Below are 23,482 nucleotides of genomic sequence, written 5' to 3' on the forward strand. Positions count from 1 at the left end.
GCGTTGCCTGTTTCGCGGGCATGCCCGCTCCCACAGATTCCAGCAATCTCATGCCTTGGCGAGATCCGGCAGATCACCGGTCAAACCCAGCGCCTGGCGCACGAACAGCGCCTTGGCCTCCGGCATCTGCTGCACCAGCTTCAAGCCAGTGTTACGTAACCAGCGCAACGGCAACGGGTTGGCCTGGAACAACCGCTCGAACCCTTCCATCGCCGCCATCAGCGCCAGGTTGTGCGGCATGCGTCGGCGCTCGTAACGGCTCAGCACTTTCACATCCGCCAGCCGCTCGCCACGCTCGCAGGCATTTACCAGCACCTCGGCCAGCACTGCCGCATCGAGGAAGCCCAGGTTGACACCCTGCCCGGCCAACGGGTGAATGGTATGCGCGGCATCGCCGATCAAGGCCAGGCCTTCATCCACATAACGCTTGGCATGGCGCTGGCGCAACGGCACGCACACCCGCGGGTCGGCCTGCAGGACATCCCCCAGGCGCCCCTCGAAAGCCTGCTGCAGGGCCTTCACGAAGGCCGCTTCATCCAATGCCATCAACTGCTCGGCATGCTCCGGCGTGGTCGACCAGACGATCGAGCACCAGTCCTGCTGGCCATCGCGGGTCAACGGCAGGAACGCCAACGGCCCTTCATCGGTGAAACGCTGCCAGGCCGTGGCCTGGTGCCCGGCGCTGCAACGCACGCTGGTGACGATGGCATGGTGCAGGTAATCCCACTCGCGGGTTTCGCAACCAGCCAGACGGCGCACCGCCGAGTTGGCGCCGTCGGCGGCGATCACCAGCGGCGTGCGCAGCTGACGGCCGTCGGCCAGGGTCAGCAGCCATTCATCGCCCGAGCGGCGCAACTGTTCGAGCCGCGCGTTGGCTAGCAGGCCGATGTCACTGTCATGCAGGCGCTCCAGCAGGCCATCCTGCACCACCCGGTTCTCGACGATGTGGCCAAGTACCTGGGCATGCACGCTGGCAGCCGAGAAGTGAATCTGGCCGGTGCCACTGCCGTCCCACACATGCATGTCCGAGTAGGGCGTAGCGCGCCGCCGGGCAATGCCATCCCAGGCGCCCAGGCGTTCGAGGATGCGCTGGCTGGCCGCCGACAGCGCGCTGACTCGCGGTTCGAACGGGGCCTGGGCATCGAACGGCTTGACCGCCAGCGGGCCACCGTCGAGCAAGAGGATTTGCAGGCCGCTGTGGCGTAACGCCAGGGCCAGGGCGCTGCCGACCATACCGGCACCGACAATCAACAGATCTGCGCGCATTTCCATGCCTTACGCCAGCCTCGCTTGCGGCTTGAGCCGCACATATAGGGTTTTATCGACCCGCGCCACCAGCTCGCCGGCGCCGTCGCGAATATCGACCTGCAGCCGCGGCAGGCACTTCTTGCCAGTGGCGGTCTGCTGGCGAATCTCGTCCAGCAACGCGTCATCGACGTGGAGTTCGGCATACACCGGGCCTTTGCCCGGTGAAATGAAATCGATGCTGGCGGCCTTGTCCCAGACGATGTAGTCACGCCCCAGCTGCTCGATCAGCAACAGCATGTAGAACGGGTCGACCATGCCGTACAGGCTGCCGCCGCACTGGGTACCAACGTAGTTGCGGTTCCAGCGGGTCAGCTTCATCGCTACCTTGACGCTGCGCAGGTCGGCACTGATGTGCTGCACGCGGATACCGGCGCCGAGGTGCGGCGGGAACAGGTTCAGGCGCCAACGCAACAGGCGCGCGCGGCGCGCCAGCCGGCGTGCATCAGCGGTCATGCCTGCCCCCGCGAATCGGCGCGGGTGCCCAGGCCCATGGCCTGGCGGGCAAACCAGCTTTTCGCCGGCGGCAGCAGGTCGAGCCCGAGCAGCCCGAGGTTGCGCCCGGCGGCCAGCAACGGCTGGCTGCTGCCGAACAGGCGGGTAACCTGATCGGAAAAACCGATGGTCAAGGCCTGGTCCAGGCGCTGGCGCTGTTGATAAGCCTGCAGGGTGGTCAGGTCGCCAGGCCGCTGCGGGCCGGCCAGCAATGCTTCGGCCAGCGCCTGCACGTCACGCAGTGACAGGTTGAAGCCCTGCCCGGCAATCGGGTGCAGGCTGTGCGCGGCGTTGCCCAGCACCACCAGGTGCGGCCGCACCTGCTCCTCGGCCTCGATCAGCGACAACGGGTAGAGGTGCCGCGCGCCAACCTGGCGCAGCGCGCCCAGGCGGTAGCCGAACACCGCCTGCAACTCGCGCAGGAAGTGGCGCTCGTCGATATCGGCCAGGCGCCGCGCATCCATGCCCTGGCGGGTCCAGACCAGCGCGCAGCGGTTTTCCGGCAGCGGCAGCAGGGCCATGGGGCCGGCTTCGGTGAAACGCTCGAAGGCCTGGCCACCGTGGGCCTCGCCCGGGGTGATATTGGCGATCAACGCGCTTTGTTGGTAGGGCGTGTGACGCACATGGATGCCCAGCTGTTCGCGCAGGCCGGAGCGACCACCGTCGGCAAGCACCGCCAGGTCACATTCAAGCTGGGTGTCGTCGTTCAGCATCAGCCGGTAGCCACCTTCGATCGCCTGCATCGAGGTCACTTCCGCCGGGCAGCGCCAGCTCACCACGTCAGTGTCCAGGCCTTGCCACAGGCATTGGCCCAACCAGGCGTTTTCCACCACGTAACCCAGCGCCGGCACGCCTTCTTCCTGGGCATCCAGGCGGGTAGCGCCGAAGCGGCCACGATCGGAAACATGAATCTGCCGGATCGGCTCGGCGCGGCGCTCGATCGCTTGCCACAAGCCCAACTGCTGGTAGATCTGCCGGGTGCCGAACGACAGTGCCGACGAGCGCGCATCATAGCTGGGCTGGAAGCTGTCGCCGGGGGCGAATGGCTCGATCAGCAGGATTTTCCAGCCGCGCGCCTTGGCCCCGGCTTGCAGGGCCAAGGCCAGGCTTGCGCCGACCAGGCCGCCACCGATGATCGCCAGATTCACCCGGTTCATGCGACGTCCTTGCGCGCTGCCTGCATCAGCGCCTCGATCTGGGCGACCGTGCGCGGCACGCCCGAAGTCAGGATTTCACAGCCTTGCCTGGTCACCACCACGTCATCCTCGATTCTTACACCGATGCCGCGCCACTTCTTCGCCACGGCCTGATTGTCGGCGCCGATATAGATGCCCGGCTCGACGGTCAGCGCCATGCCGGGTTCAAGCACCCGCCATTCGCCGCCAACCTTGTACTCGCCCACGTCATGCACATCCATGCCCAGCCAGTGCCCGGCGCGGTGCATGTAGAAGGCGCGGTAGGCCTCACTGTCGATCAAGGCCTGCACTTCGCCTTGGAGCAGGCCCAATTGCACCAGGCCCTCGGTGATCACCCGCACGGTCGCCTCGTGGGCGTGGTTCCAGTGCTTGCCCGGGGCGATTTCGGCAAACGCCGCCGCCTGGGCCTTGAGCACCAGCTCGTAGATGGCCTTCTGCTCGGGCGAAAAACGCCCGCTGACCGGGAAGGTACGGGTGATGTCGCTGGCGTAGCAGTCGATCTCGCAGCCGGCATCGATCAGCACCAGGTCGCCATCCTTGAGCGGCGCGTCGTTCTGCTGGTAGTGCAGGATGCAGGCATTGCGCCCGGCCGCGACGATCGAGCCGTAGGCCGGCATCTTCGCCCCGCCCTTGCGGAACTCGTAGTCCAGCTCGGCTTCCAGGCTGTATTCATGCAGCCCGGCCCGGCAGGCCTGCATGGCCCGCACGTGGGCCCGTGCCGAGATGTCTGCGGCAGCACGCATCACTTTCACTTCCGCCGCTGATTTATACAGGCGCATGTCGTGCAGCAGATGATCCAGCGCAACGAACTCGTTCGGCGGCTGGGCGCCCAGGCGTGCCTTGGAGCGGATCACGTTGATCCAGTCCATCAGCCGGCGGTCGAATTCGGGGTTGCTGCCCATGGCGCTGTAGACCCGCTCGCGGCCTTCGATCAGGCCCGGCAGGATCTCGTCGATGTCGGTGATGGGGAAGGCATCGTCGGCGCCAAAGTCGCGCACCGCGCCCTCCTGGCCGGCACGCAGGCCGTCCCACAGCTCGCGCTCGGGGTTGCGTTCACGGCAGAACAGCACGTATTCGCCATGCTCGCGCCCCGGGATCAGCGCGATCACCGCCTCCGGCTCGGGGAAGCCGCTGAGGTACTGGAAGTCGCTGTCCTGGCGGTACACATGCTCGACGTCGCGGTTACGAATGGCAACCGCAGCGGCGGGCAGGATGGCGATGCTGTTGGGGACCATCTGCGCCATCAGCGCCTTGCGCCGACGGGCATATTCGGCTTTGGGAATGTGGCTCATGGGCAGACTACCCCGCTTGATCAGTGCAGCGATGGCTTGGGCGCGGGGGCGGCCGGCTTGGCCAGCTCGGAGAACAGCAGCAGTGGTGCCACACGCAGGTACTCCATGACCTCCATGTAGTCGCTCTCGCCGTCCTCGGACTCTTCGAGGGCTTCCTGGACCTGGGAAATGGCCACCAGGTCCTGCAGCACTTCCTTGGCCTCGTCGGACAGCTCCTTGCCACCGGCATTCAGACCGAAACCGGTAATGAAGCCCTGGCACCACTGGCCGAGTGCGGTGGCACGGTCGCTCAGGGCGGCGTCGTCGGAAGGCAGCAGCAGGACGATCGCCATGTCGTCGCTGGTCAGCTCGCCCTTGACCATTTCCTGCAGGCCAACCAGGGCGTTGCGCACAGTGTCGCCAGGTTCGGTTTCCAGCAGCTGGGCGGCATCGGCCAGCCAGCCTTCGGCGTCGAAGCCGGCACCGGCGCAACTGCGGCCGATCAGCAGGCCGTGCAGTTCGGCCGGGGTGACAGGATGGCCATTGCTGGACAGCAGCATGGCGAAGGCGATGTAGGGCGATTGGGTATTGGGCATGGGCAGCTAGGCGCCAGACGGCGCAATGACTAGAATGGAGACCTTGTATCCTAGCACCGGCAGGCGCGCCAAGACCATCGGCACTGGCCGTCGCCGCCCGGCGAGAGGCATCATCATCGCCACGGTGACTCAATGACGGAGCGAATCGAGTGCAACCCACGCAAGAGAACGACCTGCAGGCACTGATGAGCCGATTCGAGTTGCTGATCCAACGCGTCGAGCAACTAAAACGGCAAAATGCACTCCTAGTAGCTCAGGAAAAATCCTGGCGCGAAGAGCGCGCCCACCTCATCGAAAAGAACGAGATCGCCAGGCGCAAGGTCGAGTCGATGATTTTACGCCTCAAGGCTCTGGAGCAAGACTCATGAGTTCAAGCAATAGCGTCACCGTGCAGATCCTCGACAAGGAATATTCGATCATCTGCCCGCCGGAAGAGCGCAACAACCTGGTCAGCGCGGCGCGCTACCTGGACGGCAAGATGCGCGAGATCCGCAGCAGCGGCAAGGTGATCGGCGCCGACCGCATCGCGGTCATGGCCGCGTTGAACATCACCCACGAAATGCTGCACCGCCAGGAAGACCGCAATGATGCGCCGGCCGGCGGTACCACCCGCGAACAGGTGCGCGACCTGCTGGAGCGGGTCGATCAGGCGCTGTCCGACGATGCGGATACCAAAATCGGCTGAGGTTGGTATACTGGCGCCACTCCCTGGGGGATGCGCCAGTCGGTTATGTCCCTGAGCCGATACGCACAACCACGGGGGTTGCACGCTGGGGCCGGTGTGCATGTCCGCCCGACGGAAAGCCTTAACGCCCCCTGCAATCTCCACCTTGAACTTTCGGGTTCAAGGGCTACACCGATAGCGGTCTTATCGGGGAGCCTGAATTCTCTTGCCCGCCTCTACCGGCGGGCAATTCGTTTTGGTCGGCCATGTCGGCCAACACACTTGGGACCGCTCGTGCCATGACCGACACCGCGCCGCTCACCCGCCCCCAGCTTCGCCGCCTGCTGCGCAATGCCCGCCGCGCCCTCACCCCGGCCCAGCAACGCCAGGCCGCTGTCGGCCTGTACCGCCAGCTGGCGCAACACCCGCTATTCCGCCGGGCCCGGCACATTGCCCTGTACCTGCCCAATGACGGCGAGATCGACCCTGCCCTGCTGCTGCGCGAGGCCCAGCGCCGTGGCAAGCGTGTCTACCTGCCGGTACTCCATGCCTGGCCACGCACACGAATGGTGTTCCAGCGCTTCGAACAGGGCGAAAAGCTCAAGCCCAACCGCTTTCGCATTCCCGAGCCAGTCACCGAGCGCAAGCGCCAGCGCCCGATCTGGTCGCTGGACCTGATCCTGCTACCGCTGGTCGGTTTCGACGAAGTGGGCGGGCGCCTGGGAATGGGCGGCGGCTTCTATGATCGCAGCCTGGCCTACCAGGCGCGTCGCCAGACCTGGAAAAAGCCATTGCTGTTAGGGCTGGCGCATGAATGCCAGAAGGTCGAGCGGCTGGCGCAGGCCAGCTGGGATGTACCGCTGCAGGGCACGGTCTCGGACCGCGGCTGGTACCTGGCGCCACGTTGAAGGGCGCCAGCGAGGGGGATCAACGTTGTGGCTGGCTGGCATCGACCGGCATCTGGTAGGCATTGTCCAGCTTGCGCTCCCAGAACCCTTGCGCATAACCGGTAGTGACCACACCCAGGCCGAAAATGAACACCAAGACCCACAGCAAGTCTGGCTTGTTGCGTTGATTCATCGAAGATTGCCCCCCCCGGCAAACTGTCCAGCGCTCGGCGATTTTCTGGGTATCGCCGGAGCATCGTGCTTTTATCGGGGCGCATTTTCCGACAACCTGCGTCTACACGCAAACCTTGACGTCAACCGGCTGTCGGTTTCGTGCAACAGGTTATTTCAAACCATTTCAGGAGCACCTCCATGGCCTACTGGCTGATGAAATCCGAGCCCGACGAGCTCTCCATCGAAGCCCTTGGCCGCCTCGGCGAAGCGCGCTGGGACGGCGTGCGCAACTACCAGGCACGTAACTTCCTGCGGGCCATGAGCGTTGGCGACGAATTTTTCTTCTACCACTCCAGTTGCCCGCAACCGGGCATCGCCGGCATTGCCAGAATCACCCGCGCGGCCTACCCGGACCCGACCGCGCTGGACCCGCAAAGCCCTTATCACGATGCCAAGGCCACGCCGGAAAAGAACCCGTGGAGCGCGGTGGATGTGGCCCATGTGCAGACGCTGCCACGGGTGCTGGAACTGGGCTGGCTGAAACAGCAGGCCGGCCTGGCCGAACTGCCGCTGGTACAGAAGGGCAGCCGCCTGTCGGTGATGCCGGTGACTGCAGAGCAATGGGCGGTGATTGTCGCTTTGCGTTGAAACTGCGGCTAAGGTCATAAACCAAATGGGGCTGCGGGGCAGGCCCCGTCATGGATTTGACCAATATCAACACACCACCCATGGCCGCAGGCCATGATGCAGTGTGCATGACCGCAAGGATGCAGAACGATGAACCGATACGCCCCCAGAATCTTCGCCACCGCGCTGCTCGCCCTGCTTGCGGCAGCCGCTGGGCTGGGGTACTGGAAGTCGCTGCACGACCAGTTGCCCGAAGGCCTGAGCATGGGCAACGGTCGCCTCGAAGCCACCGAAGTGCAAATCGCCAGCAAGATCCCCGGCCGCCTGGCCGAAGTGCTGGTCGATGAAGGTGACAAGGTCACCCGCGGGCAATTGCTTGCACGTATCGACACGCGCACCATGGAAGCCCAACGCAGCCAGGCCGAAGCCGAAGTGCTGCGCGCCCGGGAAAACTATGCCGCGGCCCAGGCCAGCGTGCAGCTGCGCCAGAGCGAACTGCTGCTGGCCAGCCAGGAACTCAAGCGTGTGCGCGAGATTTTCCAGCGCAAATACGCCAGCCAGCAGTTGCTTGACCAGCAACAGGCGCGCTTCGACACGGCAAACGCAGCGGTGGTCGCCGCCCGCGCCCAGCTGGCCGCCATCAAGGCTGCCATCGGTGCTGCCGAAGCCCAGGTGGCGCAACTCACCAGCGAAATCGACGACAGCAGCCTGCGCGCACCGATCAACGGCATCATTCAACTGCGCCTGGCCGAACCCGGTGAAGTGCTGGGTGCCGGCGGCCGTGTATTGATGCTGATCGACCCCAGCGACCAGTACATGAACCTGTACCTGCCGGCCTCCACCAGCGGCCGCCTGACCGTCGGCGATCAGGCGCGCATCGTGCTCGACGCCCTGCCCGAGCGGGCGCTGCCAGCGAAGGTAGCCTTCGTCGCCGCCAAGGCCCAGTTCACCCCCAAGCAGGTGGAAACCCGCGACGAACGGCAGAAGCTGGTGTTCCGGGTCAAACTGCGCCTGAGTGACCCGGGCGCCGTGCCGCAGGCCAAACCGGGCATGCCAGGTGCCGGCTATGTACGCACGGCTGAGGTGGACTGGCCGGCCAACCTGCAATGAACGCCCCGGCACTGCTGGCCGAAGGCATCAGCCATTGCTATGGCAACATGGCGGCCTTGCAAACCCTCGGCTTCAGCCTGCCGGCTGGCACCCGCTGCGCGCTGATCGGTCCGGACGGGGCTGGCAAGTCGACCCTGCTGGGCCTGATCGCCGGGGTCAAGCGCCTGCAACAGGGCGAACTGCAGGTGTTGGGTGGTTCGATCCGTCAGCGGCGCCACCGCGCGGCGCTGTACCCCAAAGTGGCATTCATGCCGCAAGGGCTGGGCAACAACCTTTATCCGGAACTGTCGATCAGCGAGAACATCCGCTTTTTCGCCACCCTGTTCGGCCTTGGCCGCCGCGAATGCGAGCAGCGCATGGCCAACCTGCTGCAGGCCACCGACCTGCAGCGCTTCGCCGAGCGCCCGGCGGGCAAGCTGTCAGGCGGCATGAAACAGAAACTGGGCCTGTGTTGTGCGTTGATCCACGAGCCGGACCTGCTGATCCTCGATGAGCCGACCACTGGCGTCGACCCGCTGTCGCGGCGGCGCTTCTGGGAGCTGGTCGAAGAGGTTCGCGCGCAGCGCCCGCAACTGACCCTGCTGGTGGCCACCGCGTACATGGAAGAAGCCGAACAGTTCGAGCACTGCCTGATGCTCGATGGCGGCCACCTGCTGGCCGCCGGGCCTAGCCACGAATTGGCTGCGGCCACCCCCAGCGGCAAGCTGGACGATGCCTTCACCCAGTACCAGGGTGCGGGCAAGGCGCAACACCCGCCGCTGATCATCCCGCCACGCCCGGCGTCTGACGGCCCGGTGGCGATCGAAGCCCACGACCTGACCTTGCGCTTTGGCGACTTCACGGCGGTGAACAAGGTCAGTTTCGCCATTGGCCGCGGGGAAATTTTCGGCTTTCTCGGCTCCAACGGCTGCGGCAAGACTACCACCATGAAAGTGCTCACCGGGCTGATACCGGCCAGTGAGGGCAGCGCCAGCCTGCTCGGCCGTCCGGTGGATGCCAGCGACCTGGCCACACGCAAGCGGGTCGGTTTCATGTCGCAGAGCTTTTCGCTGTATGGCGAGCTCAGCACACGGCAGAACCTGACCCTGCATGCGCGCTTGTTCGACCTGCCCAAGGCGGAGAGCGCCCAACGCATCGATGAACTGATCGAGCGCTTCGACCTCGGCGCCATTGCCAACCAGCCGTCCGGCGCCCTGCCCCTCGGCCTGCGCCAGCGCCTGTCGCTGGCGGTCGCAGTATTGCACCGCCCGGAAGTGCTGATCCTCGACGAACCCACCTCCGGTGTCGACCCGGCCGCCCGCGACGACTTCTGGCGCCTGCTGGTAGAACTGTCACGCGAGCAGGGCGTGACCATTTTCCTGTCCACTCACTTCATGAACGAAGCGCAGCGCTGCGACCGCATCTCGCTGATGCACGCCGGCCAGGTACTGGCCTGCGACACGCCGGATGCCCTGCAGCGCCAGTACCAGGGCGACACCCTCGAAGACGCGTTCGTGCGCTGCCTGGAACAAGCCCAGGAGCTGGCCCCGTCGACCACCGACAGCACCGTGCTGGAGCAGGCTGCCACGCCTGCACCAGCGCTACGCCAAGGCTTCAGCCTGCGGCGCCTGCTGGCCGTGGCCAGCCGCGAGGGCAAGGAACTGCTGCGCGACAAGGTACGCCTGGCCTTCGCCCTGCTGGGTGCGATGTTCATGATGGTGATCTTCGGCTATGGGATTTCGCTGGATGTGGAAAACCTCGCCTTCGCCGTCCACGATCAAGACCAGAGCCCGCAAAGCCGCGCCTACCTAGAAGCCTTCCGTGGCTCGCGCTATTTCGCCGAGCAACCGCTGATCCGCGATTCCCGCGACATGCACCAGCGCCTGCAGCGCTCGGAGATCAAGCTGGCGCTGGAGATTCCGCCCGGCTTTGGCCGCGACCTGTATGCCGGCCGCCAACCGGTGGTGGCCGCCTGGCTCGACGGTGGCATGCCGTTCCGCGCCGAAACCAGCCGCAACTACGTGGAAGCCGTGCACCAGGCCAACCTCGAACAGCTGGCGAAGGCCAGCAAACAGCCACAGCCACGCCAGGACCTGGTGCGCCTGGAAACACGTTTTCGCTACAACCAGGACGTGGTCAGCGTGAATGCCATCGGCCCGGGTGTGATGGCCCTGATCCTGGCCTTCATCCCGGCCATGCTTACCGCGCTGGGCATCGTCCGCGAGAAAGAACTTGGCGCCATCACCAACTTCTACGCCACACCGCTCACCCGCCTGGAGTTCCTGCTCGGCAAGCAGATGCCGTACCTGGCCGTGAGCCTGGTCAACCTGGCGCTGCTGGTGGCGATGAACCGCTGGCTGTTCGCCGTACCGCTCAAGGGCAGCGTGCTGGCCCTGGCCTGTGGCGGCGTGGCCTACCTGCTGGCAACCACCAGCCTGGGCCTGCTGATCTCGGCTTTCACTCGCACCCAGATCGCCGCCATCCTCGGCACCATGATCATCACCAGCCTGCCGACCATCCAGTTTTCCGGCCTGATCGTGCCACGCTCGTCGCTGGACGGTGCAGCGGCGGTGATGGGCCAGTTGTTCCCGGCGGGCTACTTTCTCGATATTGCGGTGGGCACCTTCACCAAGGCGCTGGGCCTGCGCGAACTGTGGCCGCAGTGCCTGATCCTGCTGGGCTTCTTCACCGTGTTCACCGGCCTCAGCCTGGCCATGCTGAAGAAGCAGGAGGCCTGACATGTCGCACCTGAGCCATACCCTGCGCCTGGGCCTCAAGGAGCTGACCAGCCTGCGCCACGACAGCGTGTTGCTGCTGTTCCTGCTTTACGCCTTCAGCGTGGCCATCTACATGCCGGCAGCCGGTTCGGTGATCGGCGTGCACAATGCCAGCGTGGCAGTGGTCGACGAAGACCACAGCCTGCTGTCACGCAAGCTCAGCGAAGCCTTGCAACCGCCCGAGTTCCAGCCTGCCGTGCCGCTGGCCCCGGAGCGCCTGGACCAGGCCATGGACAGCGGCCAGTACACCTTCGTCATCAATGTGCCGGTGAACTTCCAGAGCGACCTGCTGGCAGGGCGCTCGCCAGAGCTGCAGATCAACGTCGATGCCACCGCCATGAGCCAGGCGTTCATGGGCGCCGGCTATATCGGCCGCATCTTCGAACGCGAGCTGCTCGACTACGGCCAGCGGGCGGACGCCCAGAGCCCGATCGCGCTCAACGCCAAGGCCCTGTTCAACCCCAACCTGGAGGGTGGCTGGTTCCTGGCGGTGATCCAGATCGTCAACAACATCACCATCCTGGCGATCATCCTCACCGGCACCGCGCTGCTGCGCGAGCGCGAACATGGCACCCTCGACCACCTGCTGGTGCTGCCGCTGACCGCCCTGGAAATCATGCTGGCGAAAATCGCCAGCAATGCGCTGGTGGTGGTGATCTGCACCTGGATTTCGCTGGTGGTGGTGGTCAAGGGTGCGCTGGGCGTGCCGCTGTCCGGCTCGATGGGGTTGTTCCTGGCGGTGACGGCGCTGTACCTGTTCGCCAGTACTGCCTTGGGCATCTTCCTCGCCACCCTGGCGCGTTCGACGCCGCAATTCGGCCTGTTGGCGATCCCGGTGATCATCCCGATGCTGATGCTGTCCGGCGGCAGCACACCACTGGACAGCATGCCGCAATGGTTGCAATGGCTGATGCAGGGCTCGCCATCGACGCACTTCGTCAGCCTTGGCGCGGCGATCCTGTTCCGTGATGCCGGGTGGACAGTGGTGTGGCCGGACATCCTGGCACTGGCCGTGATTGGCCTGGTGTTCTTCAGCGTGGCCCTGGCACGGTTTCGCCGTAGCCTGGCGTCCTGACCCAAGCATACCCGGCTCAAAATCTGAAAGATTGCGCGATTCCTGTGGGAGCGGGTTTACCCGCGAACACCGGCGCAGCCGGTGCCACGCACCGCGTTGGATTCTTCGCGGCTAAAGCCGCTCCCACAGGGATTGCGCCACAGTCCAGATGCACTGTTCCTGAGAGAGCCGGCTTACCGGTCACTGCACAATCAGGTTATTGAACAGCAAGTCCTCAACGATCGGCTTGCCCTCTTCCGCTTCCATCACCTGCTGCACCTGCTTCAGCGCTTCCTGGCGCAAATGCTCCTTGGCCTCGACATTGCTCATGCTGTCCACCGATTGCTGGGTAAACAGCGCCACCAGCTGGTTGCGGATCAGCGGCTCGTGGTGCTTCACCGCCTTGGCGGCTTCGTCGCCGGTCACGCGCAGGGCCACATCGGCCTTGTACACGCGCAGCCGCGGGCTGCCGTCGAGGGCATAGTTGCCGACAAAGGGCGGGCTCAGGCTGATGTAGGCGACCTTGGGCGCCCCTTCCTTGGCTTCCTCGGCCATGGCCGCAGCCGGCAGCAGCAGCGCCAGCACCATCAAGATCCACGCTTTCACGAATTCGCTCCTCAATACAGTTGTCGCCAGCTTACCCAGCCCACCGCTCAAACCCAAGCCCGGGCTTATGCCGCGCCATCAGGACGAGCCATGCTCGTTGACCGGCAAGGCGGCCCTCCTACACTTATCGGCCACTACCCGCAAAGGAATAGCCCCGATGAAAGCTGTGTTGTGCAAAACCCTGGGCCCGGCGCGTGACCTGGTGCTGGAAGAAGTGGCCAGCCCGGTACCGAAGAAGAACGAGATCCTGCTGGATGTACAAGCTGCCGGGGTCAACTTTCCCGATACCCTGATCATCGAAGGCAAGTACCAGTTCCAGCCACCCTTGCCATTCTCTCCCGGCGGTGAGGCGGCAGGCGTGGTCGCCGCAGTCGGAGAAAAGGCCGGCGCATTCAAGGTCGGCGACCGGGTCATGGCGCTCACCGGCTGGGGGGCGTTCGCGGAACAGGTGGCGGTGCCGTTCTACAACGTGTTGCCGATGCCGGCGAGCATGGACTTCACCACCGCAGCAGCATTCGGCATGACCTACGGCACCTCCATGCATGCCCTGCGCCAGCGTGGCCAGCTGCAGGCAGGTGAAACCCTGCTGGTGCTGGGCGCATCCGGTGGGGTCGGCCTGGCGGCGGTGGAGATCGGCAAGGCCATGGGCGCCCGCGTGATCGCGGCGGCCAGCAGTGCGGAAAAACTGGCCGTGGCCAAGGCGGCCGGCGCCGATGAACTGATCGACTACAGCCAGGCCAGCCTGCGTGACGAGATCAAGCGCCTGACCGGCGGCCAGGGCGTGGACGTGATCTATGATCCGGTGGGCGGTGAGCTGTTCGAGCAGGCGGTGCGCGGGCTGGCCTGGAATGGCCGGCTGTTGGTGGTGGGCTTTGCCAGCGGGACCATCCCGCAACTTGCAGCCAACCTGGTGCTGCTCAAGGGCGTAGCGGTGCTGGGGGTGTTCTGGGGAGCGTTTGCGCAACGCCAGCCGCAGGACAACGCGGCCAACTTCCAGCAACTGTTTGCCTGGCATGCCGAAGGCAAGCTGAAGCCGCTGGTGTCGCAGACTTATCCACTGGCCGAGGCGGGCGCGGCCATTGAAAGGCTGGGGCAGCGCCAGGCTGTGGGTAAGTTGGTGGTGCTGGCTCACTGATTTTGGGGCTGCTGCGCAGCCCATCGCGACACAAGGCCGCTCCTGCAGGGTTACGCATTCCCCTGTAGGAGCGGCCTTGTGTCGCGATGGGCCGCAAAGCGGCCCCGGAAATACTCAAACTTCCCGCAGGTTATGGCAGCGGCGGAACCGCGCTTCGAGATTGCGATCGGGCATCTGGTGACTACGCAGGGCATTCAAGGTCTGCTCGACATAATCACGGGTAGTGCCATAGCGCCCCTTGGCGCTGGCCAGGATCTGGCTCAGCAAGGTATCGGGCAAATTCCCGGCATAGCACGGCAGGTGCCGCTCCAGCACAAAGCCCAGCGCCTGCACCTTGCTGCCATCACCCAGCCGGCAGTTGAGCCAGTGCGGCCGATACGCCGGGTACGGCATTTCGCGTTGCCACAGGGCCATCAGTGAGTCGTCCAGGTTGCTTTCATCCAACCGGTAGGCAAAGCCGCTGCAGGAGCCACCCCGGTCCAGGCCGAATACCAGCCCAGGAGTTTCCGGGGTGCCGCGGTGTTCGTGCGACCACAAATACAAGCCCCGGTGGTAACCGTGCACCCGGGCGCGCTGGCGTTCCACGGAGTTGCACTCTGGTCGCCATATCAAAGAACCATAGGCAAACAGCCAGACCGGCCCACCCTGATGGCGAGACATGGTGCTCTGCATGGAGTTGTACAGTTGCTCGTGGGTCAGTTGCTGACCGAAGTCGAGCGAGGGAGGATAAGTAACTTTCCAGGACGAACTTTCAAGTGCCGACATAAGCTGCCGCCATGATTCCCTGTGAACTACACATGTAGCGAAAAAACGATTCGAGGCAGTCGTAATGTACCGCCTGTGCCAACCTTGTCGCCGGCAAGCCAGCTCCCGCAGGGGAGTCATGCATAACCTAAGGCAGACCGGTGCACTAGCTCAAGTATATGTCGAAATTTTCATCGGGCATTCCGACGATTGGGAATTATTATTCCAGGCAGCATGAAAGTTATTAGCCAAGGCGGTAACAATTACCGCCTTATGGCCGCACTTTGAAACTTTGGTTATTAACCGCGCGGGGCGTAGGCAAACACATCTGCGCGCATGCGGTGCGCATCCATGCCAGCTTCGACCAGGGCATCGAGGGTGGCATAGATCATGTTTGGCGAGCCGCTGGCATAGACATGCACGGTATTGAGGTCGGCAATGTCTTCGCAGACCGCCTCATGCAGCATGCCGCAACGGCCTTCCCAGCCGCACAGGTCGCTGACGACCTGATGCAGGAACAGGTTGGGCAGGCGCTGCCATTCTTGCCAATGCTCGATCTGGTAGAAGTCCTCGGGCCGGCGCACGCCCCAGTACAGGTGCACCGGGTGGCGGAAGCCCTGCGCCCGGCAATGCTCGACCAGGCTGTGCATCTGGCCCATGCCTGTGCCGGCGGCGATCAGCACCAGCGGCCCGTCAGGCAGCTCGGCCAGGTGGGTGTCGCCGAACGGCATTTCGATGCGCGCCAGGCGGTCGCGCTGCAGCTGGGCAATCAGTTGCACCGCGCTGGGCTCGCGCGCCAGCACATGCAACTCCAGCTCACGCCCGGAATGAGGGGCGGAAGCCAGCGAAAACGCCGCCTGCTTGCCACCGTCGCGCTCGATCATCAGGTATTGCCCAGCGTGATAGCGCGGCGGCTTGCCGGCTGGTGCGAGCAAGCGCACACGCCAAACATCGCCACCCACCTCGACGCACTCACTGACGCTGCATGCCAGCTTGCGCACCGGCAGCTCGCCCAGGGCGAGCACACCATCCCAGAGCAACACGCAGTCCTCCAGCGGTTCGGCTATGCAGGTAAACAGCTCACCATGGTCGCGGACCTCGCCATCCTGGCAAACCCGGCCTTCGACCAGCAACGCGGCGCAAACATGGCAATTGCCATTGCGGCAGCTGTTCGGGCAGTCATAGCCCAGCCGCCGCGCTCCATCCAGGATCCGTTCCCCGGGTTCGAGCGCCAGCACCGCCCCGGACGGCTGCAACGTTACCTGCATCAATCTATTCCCAACTGATCCCACAGCTCATCAATACGGCGGGTAACGGCTTCGTCCTTGACGATGACCCGCCCCCATTCGCGTGTCGTCTCGCCCGGCCACTTGTGCGTGGCGTCCAGGCCCATCTTCGACCCCAACCCCGATACCGGCGACGCAAAGTCGAGGTAGTCGATAGGCGTGTTGTCGATCATTACCGTATCACGCTTGGGGTCCATGCGCGTGGTGATGGCCCAGATCACATCGTTCCAGTCGCGGGCGTTGATGTCATCGTCGGTGACAATAACGAACTTGGTGTACATGAACTGTCGCAGGAACGACCACACACCCAGCATCACGCGCTTGGCGTGGCCTGGGTACTGCTTTTTCATGGTGACCACCGCCATGCGGTACGAACAGCCTTCCGGCGGCAGGTAGAAGTCGACAATTTCCGGGAACTGCTTTTGCAGGATCGGCACGAACACTTCGTTCAGTGCCACACCGAGAATCGCCGGCTCATCCGGTGGGCGGCCGGTATAGGTGCTGTGGTAGATCGGTTTCTGCCGGTGGGTGATGCGCTCGACGGTGAACACCGGGAAGCTGTCCACTTCGTTGTAATAGCCGGTGTGGTCGCCATACGGGCCTTCCGGGGCCATCTCGCCCGGGTGGATCACCCCTTCCAGAATGATCTCGGCGGTGGCCGGCACCTGCAGGCTGCTGCCCCGGCACTTGACCAGCTCGGTACGGTTGCCACGCAGCAGGCCGGCGAAGGCATATTCCGACAGGGTATCCGGCACCGGCGTCACCGCGCCAAGGATGGTTGCCGGGTCCGCCCCCAGGGCCACGGCGACCGGGAACGGCTGGCCGGGGTGCTTCTCGCACCACTCGCGGTAGTCCAGGGCACCGCCACGGTGGCTGAGCCAGCGCATGATGACCTTGTTGCGGCCGATCACCTGCTGGCGATAGATGCCCAGGTTCTGGCGGTCCTTGTTCGTGCCACGGGTGACGGTGAGCCCCCAGGTGATCAGCGGTGCGACGTCGCCCGGCCAGCAGTGCTGGATCGGCAGTGCCCCGAGGTCGACATCGTCACCCTCGACCACCACTTCCTGGCACACCGCGTCCTTGACCACCTTTGGCGCCATCGACACGACTTTCTTGAAGATCGGCAGCTTGGACCAAGCGTCCTTCAGGCCTTTCGGCGGCTCGGGCTCCTTGAGGAAGGCCAGCAGCTTGCCGATTTCGCGCAGTTCCGCCACCGATTCGGCGCCCATGCCCATGGCCACGCGCTCCGGGGTGCCGAACAGGTTGCCCAGCACCGGGATGTCGAAGCCGGTGGGCTTTTCGAACAGCAACGCTGGGCCCTTGGCGCGCAGGGTGCGGTCGCAGACCTCGGTCATTTCCAGCACTGGGGAGATCGGAACCTGGATGCGCTTGAGCTCGCCGCGCTGTTCCAGGCCACGGATGAAGTCGCGCAAGTCGCGATACTGCATGCAGGAGCCTCATGTTGGCCGTATCGGTCGGGGTGCAGAGTGTAGCGCCGTTCGGGGCTCAGTGGCCAAAAATGACTTGGGGCCGCTTCGCGTCCCATCGCGACACAAGGCCGCTCCTACAGGTTACGTATTCCCTGTAGGAGCGGCCTTGTGTCGCGATGGGCTGCGAAGCAGCCCCATTCAATACCTGGCCGGGACGCTTACTTGCGCTTCATCGACAGGAAGAACTCATCGTTGGTCTTGGTCTGCTTGAGCTTGTCGACCAGGAACTCGATGGCGGCGATTTCGTCCATCGGGTGCAGCAGCTTGCGCAGGATCCACATGCGCTGCAGTTCGTCGTCGGCGGTCAGCAGCTCTTCGCGACGGGTACCCGAGCGGTTGATGTTGATGGCCGGGAACACACGCTTCTCGGCGATGCGACGGTCCAGTGGCAGTTCCATGTTGCCGGTGCCCTTGAACTCTTCGTAGATCACTTCGTCCATCTTCGAGCCGGTTTCGACCAGCGCGGTAGCGATGATGGTCAGCGAGCCGCCTTCCTCGATGTTACGCGCAGCACCGAAGAAGCGCTTCGGCTTCTCCAGGGCATGGGCGTCGACACCACCGGTCAGTACCTTGCCGGAGCTCGGGATCACGGTGTTGTAGGCACGCGCCAGACGGGTGATGGAGTCGAGCAGGATGACTACGTCCTTCTTGTGCTCGACCAGGCGCTTGGCCTTCTCGATCACCATCTCGGCAACCTGCACGTGGCGGGTTGGTGGCTCGTCGAAGGTGGAGGCAACCACTTCGCCGCGCACGGTACGCTGCATTTCGGTCACTTCTTCCGGGCGCTCGTCGATCAGCAGGACGATCAGGTGGCACTCGGGATTGTTCCGGGTGATGTTGGCCGCGATGTTCTGCAGCATGATCGTCTTGCCGGCCTTCGGCGGCGCCACGATCAGGCCACGCTGGCCTTTGCCGATCGGCGCGCACAGGTCGATGACGCGGCCGGTCAGGTCTTCGGTGGAGCCGTTACCGGCTTCCATCTTCAGGCGCTTGTTCGGGAACAGCGGCGTCAGGTTTTCGAACAGGATCTTGTTCTTCGCGTTTTCCGGGCGGTCGAAGTTGATGGTGTCGACCTTCAGCAGGGCGAAGTAACGCTCCCCTTCCTTCGGTGGGCGGATCTTGCCGACGATGGTGTCGCCGGTACGCAGGTTGAAGCGGCGGATCTGGCTGGGCGAGACGTAGATATCGTCGGGGCCGGCCAGGTAGGACGCATCAGCCGAACGCAGGAAACCGAAACCATCCTGGAGAATCTCCAGCACGCCGTCACCCGAGATCTCTTCGCCGCTTTTCGCGTGCTTCTTCAACAGGGCGAAAATCACGTCCTGTTTGCGCGAACGGGCCATGTTTTCGATGCCCATCTGTTCGGCCATTTCCAAAAGATCGGTAATCGGCTTTTGCTTGAGTTCAGTCAGGTTCATAAGGGGAATGACGTAATCATGTAAGAAGGGAGAATTAAGCTTCTGGCTTAATGAAGCCGCGCCGCTAGATGGCGACAGGATCGCGTACTGATTCGAATTAGGGATGCTTCGGCGACGGCGTGTAGAGGGCACTGGAGAAGCAGTGCGAGGCCGAATGTAACACTTGCTTTTTTCGACGTCTAGTGGTTTTGACGGTGGAAATCGTACCGCCGCAGACCTTTGCAGGTAAAAAAAACCCCGCATTCGCGGGGCTTCTTGCTATCACAGGTGGGCGTCGAGGAACGCGGCCAGCTGCGATTTCGACAGTGCGCCGACCTTGGTGGCCTCGACATTGCCGTTCTTGAACAGCATCAGCGTCGGGATGCCACGCACGCCGTGCTTGGCCGGAGTTTCCTGGTTCTCGTCGATGTTCAGCTTGGCGACGGTCAGTTTGCCCTCGTAGGTGGCAGCGATGTCGTCCAGAACCGGAGCGATCATCTTGCATGGGCCGCACCATTCAGCCCAGTAGTCGACCAGCACCGGGCCCTGAGCCTGCAGTACTTCGGCTTCGAAGCTGGCGTCGGTGACGTGTTTGATTTTGTCGCTCATGGAAATCTCCAAGGTCGTAAGCAATAAAAAACGTTGCCCATCATAGCCGCACCCGACTCCTACAGGAAGCCGCGGACGATTGAGTGTAACTATAGTTGTGCAAGACGCCACGAATCGAAACTGTCATGCCAGTGTCATAGCATCGAATGGCACATTGCCTTGCATCAAGGCCTGCTCAACGGCTGTATGCCACGCGTTGGCGATAGCCTGCTATCGTGGCACGATTGCCGGGTTAACGACCGAGAACAACCAGATCATGCCGCATACCATCGCGAAGAACCTGTCCCTGATCGCCGCCATCGACCTTGGCTCCAACAGCTTTCACATGGTCGTGGCCAAGGCCCACCATACCGAAATCCGCATCCTCGAGCGGCTCGGCGAGAAGGTTCAGCTGGCCGCCGGCATCGACGACGAGCGCAAGCTCAGCGAAGAAGCCATGGAACGGGGCCTGGACTGCCTCAAGCGCTTTTCCCAGCTGATCAACGGCATGCCCGCCGGCTCGGTGCGCATCGTCGGTACCAACGCCTTGCGCGAAGCGCGCAACCGCAACGAATTCATCCAGCGCGCCGAAGCCATCCTCGGACACCCGGTGGAGGTCATCTCCGGTCGCGAAGAAGCGCGCCTGATCTACCTCGGCGTGTCGCATACCCTGGCCGATACACCGGGCAAGCGCCTGGTCGCCGACATCGGCGGCGGCAGTACCGAATTCATCATCGGCCAACGCTTCGAGCCGCTGCTGCGCGAAAGCCTGCAGATGGGCTGCGTCAGCTTCACCCAGCGCTACTTCCGCGACGGCAAGATCACCCCGGCCCGCTACGCCCAGGCCTACACCGCCGCGCGCCTGGAACTGATGAGCATCGAGAATGCCCTGCATCGCCTGACCTGGGACGAGGCCATCGGTTCGTCCGGTACCATCCGCGCCATCGGCGCAGCCATCAAGGCTGGTGGCCTGGGCAATGGCGAGGTCAACGCCGAGGGCCTGGCCTGGGTCAAGCGCAAACTGTTCAAGCTGGGTGAGGTCGACAAGATCGACTTCGACGGCGTCAAACCCGACCGTCGGGCCATCTTCCCGGCCGGCCTGGCGATTCTCGAGGCGATCTTCGATGCGCTGGAACTGCAGCGCATGGACCACTGCGACGGCGCCCTGCGCGAGGGTGTGCTGTTCGACCTGCTGGGCCGCCACCACCACGAAGACGTGCGCGAGCGCACCCTGAACTCGCTGATGGAGCGCTACCACGTGGACCAGGGCCAGGCTGCACGCGTCGAGCGCAAGGCGCTGCACGCGTTCGACCAGGTAGCCGACGCCTGGGACCTGAAAGACGGAAACTGGCGCGACCTGCTGGGCTGGGCGGCAAAGGTGCACGAAATCGGCCTGGACATCGCCCACTACCATTACCACAAGCACGGCGCCTACCTGATCGAGCACTCCGACCTGTCGGGTTTCTCCCGCGAGGACCAGCAGATGATGGCCTTGCTGGTACGCGGCCACCGCCGCAACATCCCCAAGGACAAATACGCCGAGCTGGGCGAGGAAGGGGTCAAGCTGCTGCGCCTGTGCGTGCTGCTGCGCTTCGCCATCCTGTTCCACCACATCCGCGGCAACCAGCAGATGCCGAAGGTGGAACTGAAGGCTGCCGGCGATTGCCTGGACGTGGTGTTCCCGCAAGGCTGGCTGGAACAGAACCAGCTGACCCAGGCCGACTTCGCCAACGAGGCGGAGTGGCTGGCCCGGGTCGGCTTCGTCCTCAGCGTACGTTGAGGACCGGGTTGCTCAGGCGCTCCAGCAGGGTCGCCTGGGCACTCCGCGGGTTCTGGTTGCCGGTCGGCGTGCTGCGCACGTAGCGCCCGTCTGGCTGCAGGGTCCAGGCGTGGGTGTTGTCGGTCAGGTAGCCTTCCAGCTCCTTCTTCACCCGCAGCAACAGCTTCTTGCCTTCCACCGGGAAACAGGTCTCGACACGCTTGTCGAGGTTGCGCTCCATCCAGTCGGCGCTGGACAGGTAGATCTGCTCTTCGCCGCCATTGAGGAAGTAGAACACCCGCGTGTGCTCGAGGAAGCGGCCGATGATCGAGCGCACCTGGATGTTGTGCGAAACCCCCGGAATACCTGGGCGCAGGCAGCACATGCCACGCACCACCAGGTCGATCTTCACGCCCGACTGGCTGGCCTTGTACAACGCCTTGATGACCTTGGCGTCGGTCAGCGAGTTGAACTTGGCAATGATGTGCGCCGGCTTGCCTTCGAGGGCGAACTGGGTTTCCCGCGCGATCATGTCGAGCATGCCCTTCTTCAGGGTGAACGGCGCATGCAGCAGCTTCTTCATGCGCAGGGTCTTGCCCATGCCGATCAGCTGGCTGAACAGCTTGCCGACGTCCTCGGTGAGGGCGTCATCGGAGGTCAACAGGCTGTAGTCGGTGTACAGGCGGGCGTTGCCGGCGTGGTAGTTGCCGGTACCCAGGTGCGCATAACGCACGATCTCGCCCTGTTCACGGCGCAGGATCAGCATCATCTTGGCGTGGGTCTTGAAGCCGACCACACCATAGATCACCACCGCACCGGCGGCCTGCAGGCGGCTGGCCATCTGCAGGTTGGATTCTTCGTCGAAACGCGCACGCAGTTCGATCACCGCAGTGACTTCCTTGCCGTTACGCGCCGCGTCCACCAGCGCGTCGACGATTTCCGAGTTGGCACCGGAGCGGTACAGGGTCTGGCGCACGGCGAGCACGTGCGGGTCCTTGGCAGCCTGGCGCAGCAGGTCGATCACCGGGGTGAACGACTCGAACGGGTGCATCAGCAGGATGTCCTGCTTACCGATCACGCTGAAGATGTTGTCAGCGTTTTGCAGCAGCTTGGGGATCGCCGGGGTGAACGGCGTGTATTGCAGCTCGGGGTGGCTGTCCAGGCCCGTAATGCTGAACAGGCGGGTGAGGTTGACCGGGCCGTTGACCTGGTACAACTCGCTTTCACTGAGGCTGAACTGCTTGAGCAGGTAGTCCGACAGGTGTTTCGGGCAGGTATCGGCCACTTCCAGGCGCACGGCATCGCCGTAGCGACGCGAGAACAACTCGCCGCGCAGCGCGCGGGCCAGGTCGTCGACCTCTTCGGAATCCAGCGCCAGGTCGGCGTTGCGGGTCAGGCGGAACTGGTAGCAGCCCTTTACCTTCATGCCCTGGAACAGGTCGTCGGCGTGTGCGTGGATCATCGACGACAGGAACACATAGTTGTCCCCTGCGCCACCCACCTCTTCCGGCACGCGGATGACCCGCGGCAGCAGGCGCGGGGCCGGGATGATCGCCAGGCCGGAATCGCGGCCGAAGGCGTCGACCCCCTCGAGCTCGACAATGAAGTTGAGGCTCTTGTTCACCAGCAGCGGGAACGGGTGGGTCGGGTCGAGGCCGATCGGGGTGATGATCGGGGCGATTTCGTCACGGAAATAGCGGCGCACCCAGGTCTTGAGCTTGGGTGTCCAGTAACGGCGGCGGATGAAGCGAATCTGGTGCTTTTCCAGCTCTGGCAGCAGCACGTCATTGAGGATCGCGTACTGGCGCTCCACTTCGCTGTGTACCAGATCGCTGATGCGCGCCAGTGCCTGGTGTGGCTGCAGGCCGTCGGCGCCGGCCAGTTCCCGGGCAAAATTGATCTGCTTCTTCAGGCCGGCGACACGGATCTCGAAGAACTCGTCGAGGTTGCTGGAAAAGATCAGCAGGAACTTGAGGCGTTCGAGCAGTGGATAGCTTTCATCCAGCGCCTGTTCCAGTACGCGGATGTTGAACTGCAGCTGCGAGAGTTCGCGATGAATGTACAGGCTGCTGTCGTCCAGGCCGGGGACGGTGATCGCCGGGGCCGGCGCAGGCGCCGGGGCCACTGGTTCTACCACGGGCTGGGGCGCCGGCGGCAGGTCTGGCGGGGTCTGCACCATCTCTTCGGGGAGTTCCTGAGCATCCTTGATCGCGACAGGGGTTAGCACTTCATTATTCATCTGGCGTTCCTGAGGACGTTAACGCCCTATCATCAATTGAGCGGCAAGATAAGCGCCCATTATGACGCCTGTGTTACACAGCAGGGCAAGCCGTGGCGCGTGC

The 23,482-nt window shown here is 63.9% G+C and carries 22 protein-coding genes and 1 other RNA gene; 10 read left to right on the top strand and 13 right to left on the bottom strand.

All coding sequences use genetic code 11. The annotated features are described in order from the left end of the window. Positions 1–48: 48 nt before the first annotated feature. Genes HU763_RS23545 through HU763_RS23565 form a run of 5 tightly spaced genes read right to left on the bottom strand, consistent with a single transcriptional unit; the run spans position 49 to position 4,863 of the window. A complete protein-coding gene (locus HU763_RS23545) occupies positions 49–1,266 on the bottom strand; it encodes a 2-octaprenyl-3-methyl-6-methoxy-1,4-benzoquinol hydroxylase (protein WP_170033639.1) in 1,218 nt (405 codons plus the stop codon). 9 nt (positions 1,267–1,275) lie between these two features. Then, complete coding sequence (locus HU763_RS23550) at positions 1,276–1,761, bottom strand: DUF4442 domain-containing protein (RefSeq protein WP_186684121.1); 486 nt, start codon at positions 1,759–1,761, stop codon at positions 1,276–1,278. After that, positions 1,758–2,957 (bottom strand): 2-octaprenyl-6-methoxyphenyl hydroxylase, encoded by a 1,200-nt coding sequence (gene ubiH / locus HU763_RS23555; RefSeq protein ID WP_186684119.1) that lies wholly within the window; start codon positions 2,955–2,957, stop codon positions 1,758–1,760. The genes HU763_RS23550 and ubiH overlap by 4 nt, the downstream gene beginning before the upstream one ends. After that, on the bottom strand, positions 2,954–4,288 hold the full coding sequence (pepP, locus tag HU763_RS23560; protein ID WP_186684117.1) for a Xaa-Pro aminopeptidase: 1,335 nt from the start codon (positions 4,286–4,288) through the stop codon (positions 2,954–2,956). The genes ubiH and pepP overlap by 4 nt, the downstream gene beginning before the upstream one ends. Before the next feature lie 20 nt (positions 4,289–4,308). Further along, positions 4,309–4,863 (bottom strand): YecA/YgfB family protein, encoded by a 555-nt coding sequence (locus HU763_RS23565; protein ID WP_170033647.1) that lies wholly within the window; start codon positions 4,861–4,863, stop codon positions 4,309–4,311. A gap of 185 nt (positions 4,864–5,048) precedes the next feature. Here HU763_RS23565 and HU763_RS23570 point away from each other — a divergent pair, with 185 nt between their 5' ends. The 4 genes from HU763_RS23570 to HU763_RS23585 all read left to right on the top strand — a co-directional run bounded on the left by HU763_RS23570 (position 5,049) and on the right by HU763_RS23585 (position 6,435). Then, positions 5,049–5,231, top strand: a complete 183-nt coding sequence (locus tag HU763_RS23570; RefSeq protein ID WP_170034340.1) for a TIGR02449 family protein — start codon at positions 5,049–5,051, stop codon at positions 5,229–5,231. Beyond that, a complete protein-coding gene (locus HU763_RS23575) occupies positions 5,228–5,548 on the top strand; it encodes a cell division protein ZapA (protein WP_003259368.1) in 321 nt (106 codons plus the stop codon). The genes HU763_RS23570 and HU763_RS23575 overlap by 4 nt, the downstream gene beginning before the upstream one ends. Positions 5,549–5,565: 17 nt before the next feature. Then, positions 5,566–5,745: non-coding RNA, 6S RNA (gene ssrS, locus HU763_RS23580), on the top strand. Between the two features lie 81 nt (positions 5,746–5,826). After that, complete coding sequence (locus HU763_RS23585; protein WP_170033649.1) at positions 5,827–6,435, top strand: 5-formyltetrahydrofolate cyclo-ligase; 609 nt, start codon at positions 5,827–5,829, stop codon at positions 6,433–6,435. A gap of 19 nt (positions 6,436–6,454) precedes the next feature. Here the strand turns inward: HU763_RS23585 and HU763_RS23590 are convergent, their stop codons facing one another. Next, complete coding sequence (locus HU763_RS23590; protein ID WP_170033651.1) at positions 6,455–6,607, bottom strand: hypothetical protein; 153 nt, start codon at positions 6,605–6,607, stop codon at positions 6,455–6,457. Positions 6,608–6,786: 179 nt separating this feature from the next. On the opposite strand from HU763_RS23590, the gene HU763_RS23595 reads away from it, so the two are divergent. From HU763_RS23595 to HU763_RS23610, 4 genes are all read left to right on the top strand, one after another. After that, entirely contained in the window at positions 6,787–7,236 is a 450-nt protein-coding gene (locus HU763_RS23595) for an EVE domain-containing protein (protein WP_170033653.1), read from the top strand. A 129-nt stretch (positions 7,237–7,365) separates the two neighbouring features. Beyond that, positions 7,366–8,325, top strand: a complete 960-nt coding sequence (locus tag HU763_RS23600) for an HlyD family secretion protein (protein WP_170033655.1) — start codon at positions 7,366–7,368, stop codon at positions 8,323–8,325. Then, positions 8,322–11,042 (top strand): ribosome-associated ATPase/putative transporter RbbA, encoded by a 2,721-nt coding sequence (gene rbbA / locus HU763_RS23605; protein ID WP_186684115.1) that lies wholly within the window; start codon positions 8,322–8,324, stop codon positions 11,040–11,042. Before HU763_RS23600 ends, rbbA begins: the two co-directional genes overlap by 4 nt. Position 11,043: 1 nt before the next feature. Beyond that, the gene (locus tag HU763_RS23610) at positions 11,044–12,156 is read left to right on the top strand and encodes an ABC transporter permease (RefSeq protein WP_186684113.1); all 1,113 of its coding nucleotides are present in this window, start codon (positions 11,044–11,046) and stop codon (positions 12,154–12,156) included. Between the two features lie 180 nt (positions 12,157–12,336). Here the strand turns inward: HU763_RS23610 and HU763_RS23615 are convergent, their stop codons facing one another. After that, positions 12,337–12,741, bottom strand: a complete 405-nt coding sequence (locus tag HU763_RS23615; protein WP_025341058.1) for a flagellar basal body-associated protein FliL — start codon at positions 12,739–12,741, stop codon at positions 12,337–12,339. Positions 12,742–12,898: 157 nt separating this feature from the next. Between HU763_RS23615 and HU763_RS23620 the strand changes: the two genes are divergently transcribed. Further along, a complete protein-coding gene (locus tag HU763_RS23620; protein ID WP_186684111.1) occupies positions 12,899–13,876 on the top strand; it encodes an NADPH:quinone oxidoreductase family protein in 978 nt (325 codons plus the stop codon). A 114-nt stretch (positions 13,877–13,990) separates the two neighbouring features. On the opposite strand, the gene HU763_RS23625 is transcribed toward HU763_RS23620, so the two are convergent. From HU763_RS23625 to trxA, 5 genes are all read right to left on the bottom strand, one after another. Beyond that, positions 13,991–14,641 carry a gamma-glutamylcyclotransferase gene (locus HU763_RS23625; RefSeq protein ID WP_186684110.1) on the bottom strand — a complete coding sequence of 217 codons (651 nt, stop codon included), beginning with the start codon at positions 14,639–14,641 and terminating at the stop codon, positions 13,991–13,993. 278 nt (positions 14,642–14,919) lie between these two features. After that, positions 14,920–15,888, bottom strand: coding sequence for a CDP-6-deoxy-delta-3,4-glucoseen reductase (locus tag HU763_RS23630; RefSeq protein ID WP_186684109.1), 969 nt, complete (start codon positions 15,886–15,888; stop codon positions 14,920–14,922). Further along, entirely contained in the window at positions 15,888–17,354 is a 1,467-nt protein-coding gene (gene ubiD, locus HU763_RS23635) for a 4-hydroxy-3-polyprenylbenzoate decarboxylase (protein ID WP_186684108.1), read from the bottom strand. The genes HU763_RS23630 and ubiD overlap by 1 nt, the downstream gene beginning before the upstream one ends. Before the next feature lie 200 nt (positions 17,355–17,554). Then, positions 17,555–18,814 carry a transcription termination factor Rho gene (gene rho, locus HU763_RS23640; protein WP_003253661.1) on the bottom strand — a complete coding sequence of 420 codons (1,260 nt, stop codon included), beginning with the start codon at positions 18,812–18,814 and terminating at the stop codon, positions 17,555–17,557. Positions 18,815–19,075: 261 nt separating this feature from the next. Beyond that, positions 19,076–19,402 (bottom strand): thioredoxin TrxA, encoded by a 327-nt coding sequence (gene trxA, locus HU763_RS23645; protein WP_056794137.1) that lies wholly within the window; start codon positions 19,400–19,402, stop codon positions 19,076–19,078. A gap of 256 nt (positions 19,403–19,658) precedes the next feature. Here trxA and ppx point away from each other — a divergent pair, with 256 nt between their 5' ends. Beyond that, positions 19,659–21,161 (top strand): exopolyphosphatase, encoded by a 1,503-nt coding sequence (gene ppx, locus HU763_RS23650; RefSeq protein ID WP_186684107.1) that lies wholly within the window; start codon positions 19,659–19,661, stop codon positions 21,159–21,161. On the opposite strand, the gene ppk1 is transcribed toward ppx, so the two are convergent. Continuing rightward, positions 21,148–23,379 carry a polyphosphate kinase 1 gene (gene ppk1, locus HU763_RS23655; protein WP_170033675.1) on the bottom strand — a complete coding sequence of 744 codons (2,232 nt, stop codon included), beginning with the start codon at positions 23,377–23,379 and terminating at the stop codon, positions 21,148–21,150. The genes ppx and ppk1 overlap by 14 nt on opposite strands. Positions 23,380–23,482: the final 103 nt, after the last annotated feature.

This window comes from Pseudomonas anuradhapurensis, assembly GCF_014269225.2.
GTDB classification, from domain to species: domain Bacteria; phylum Pseudomonadota; class Gammaproteobacteria; order Pseudomonadales; family Pseudomonadaceae; genus Aquipseudomonas; species Aquipseudomonas anuradhapurensis.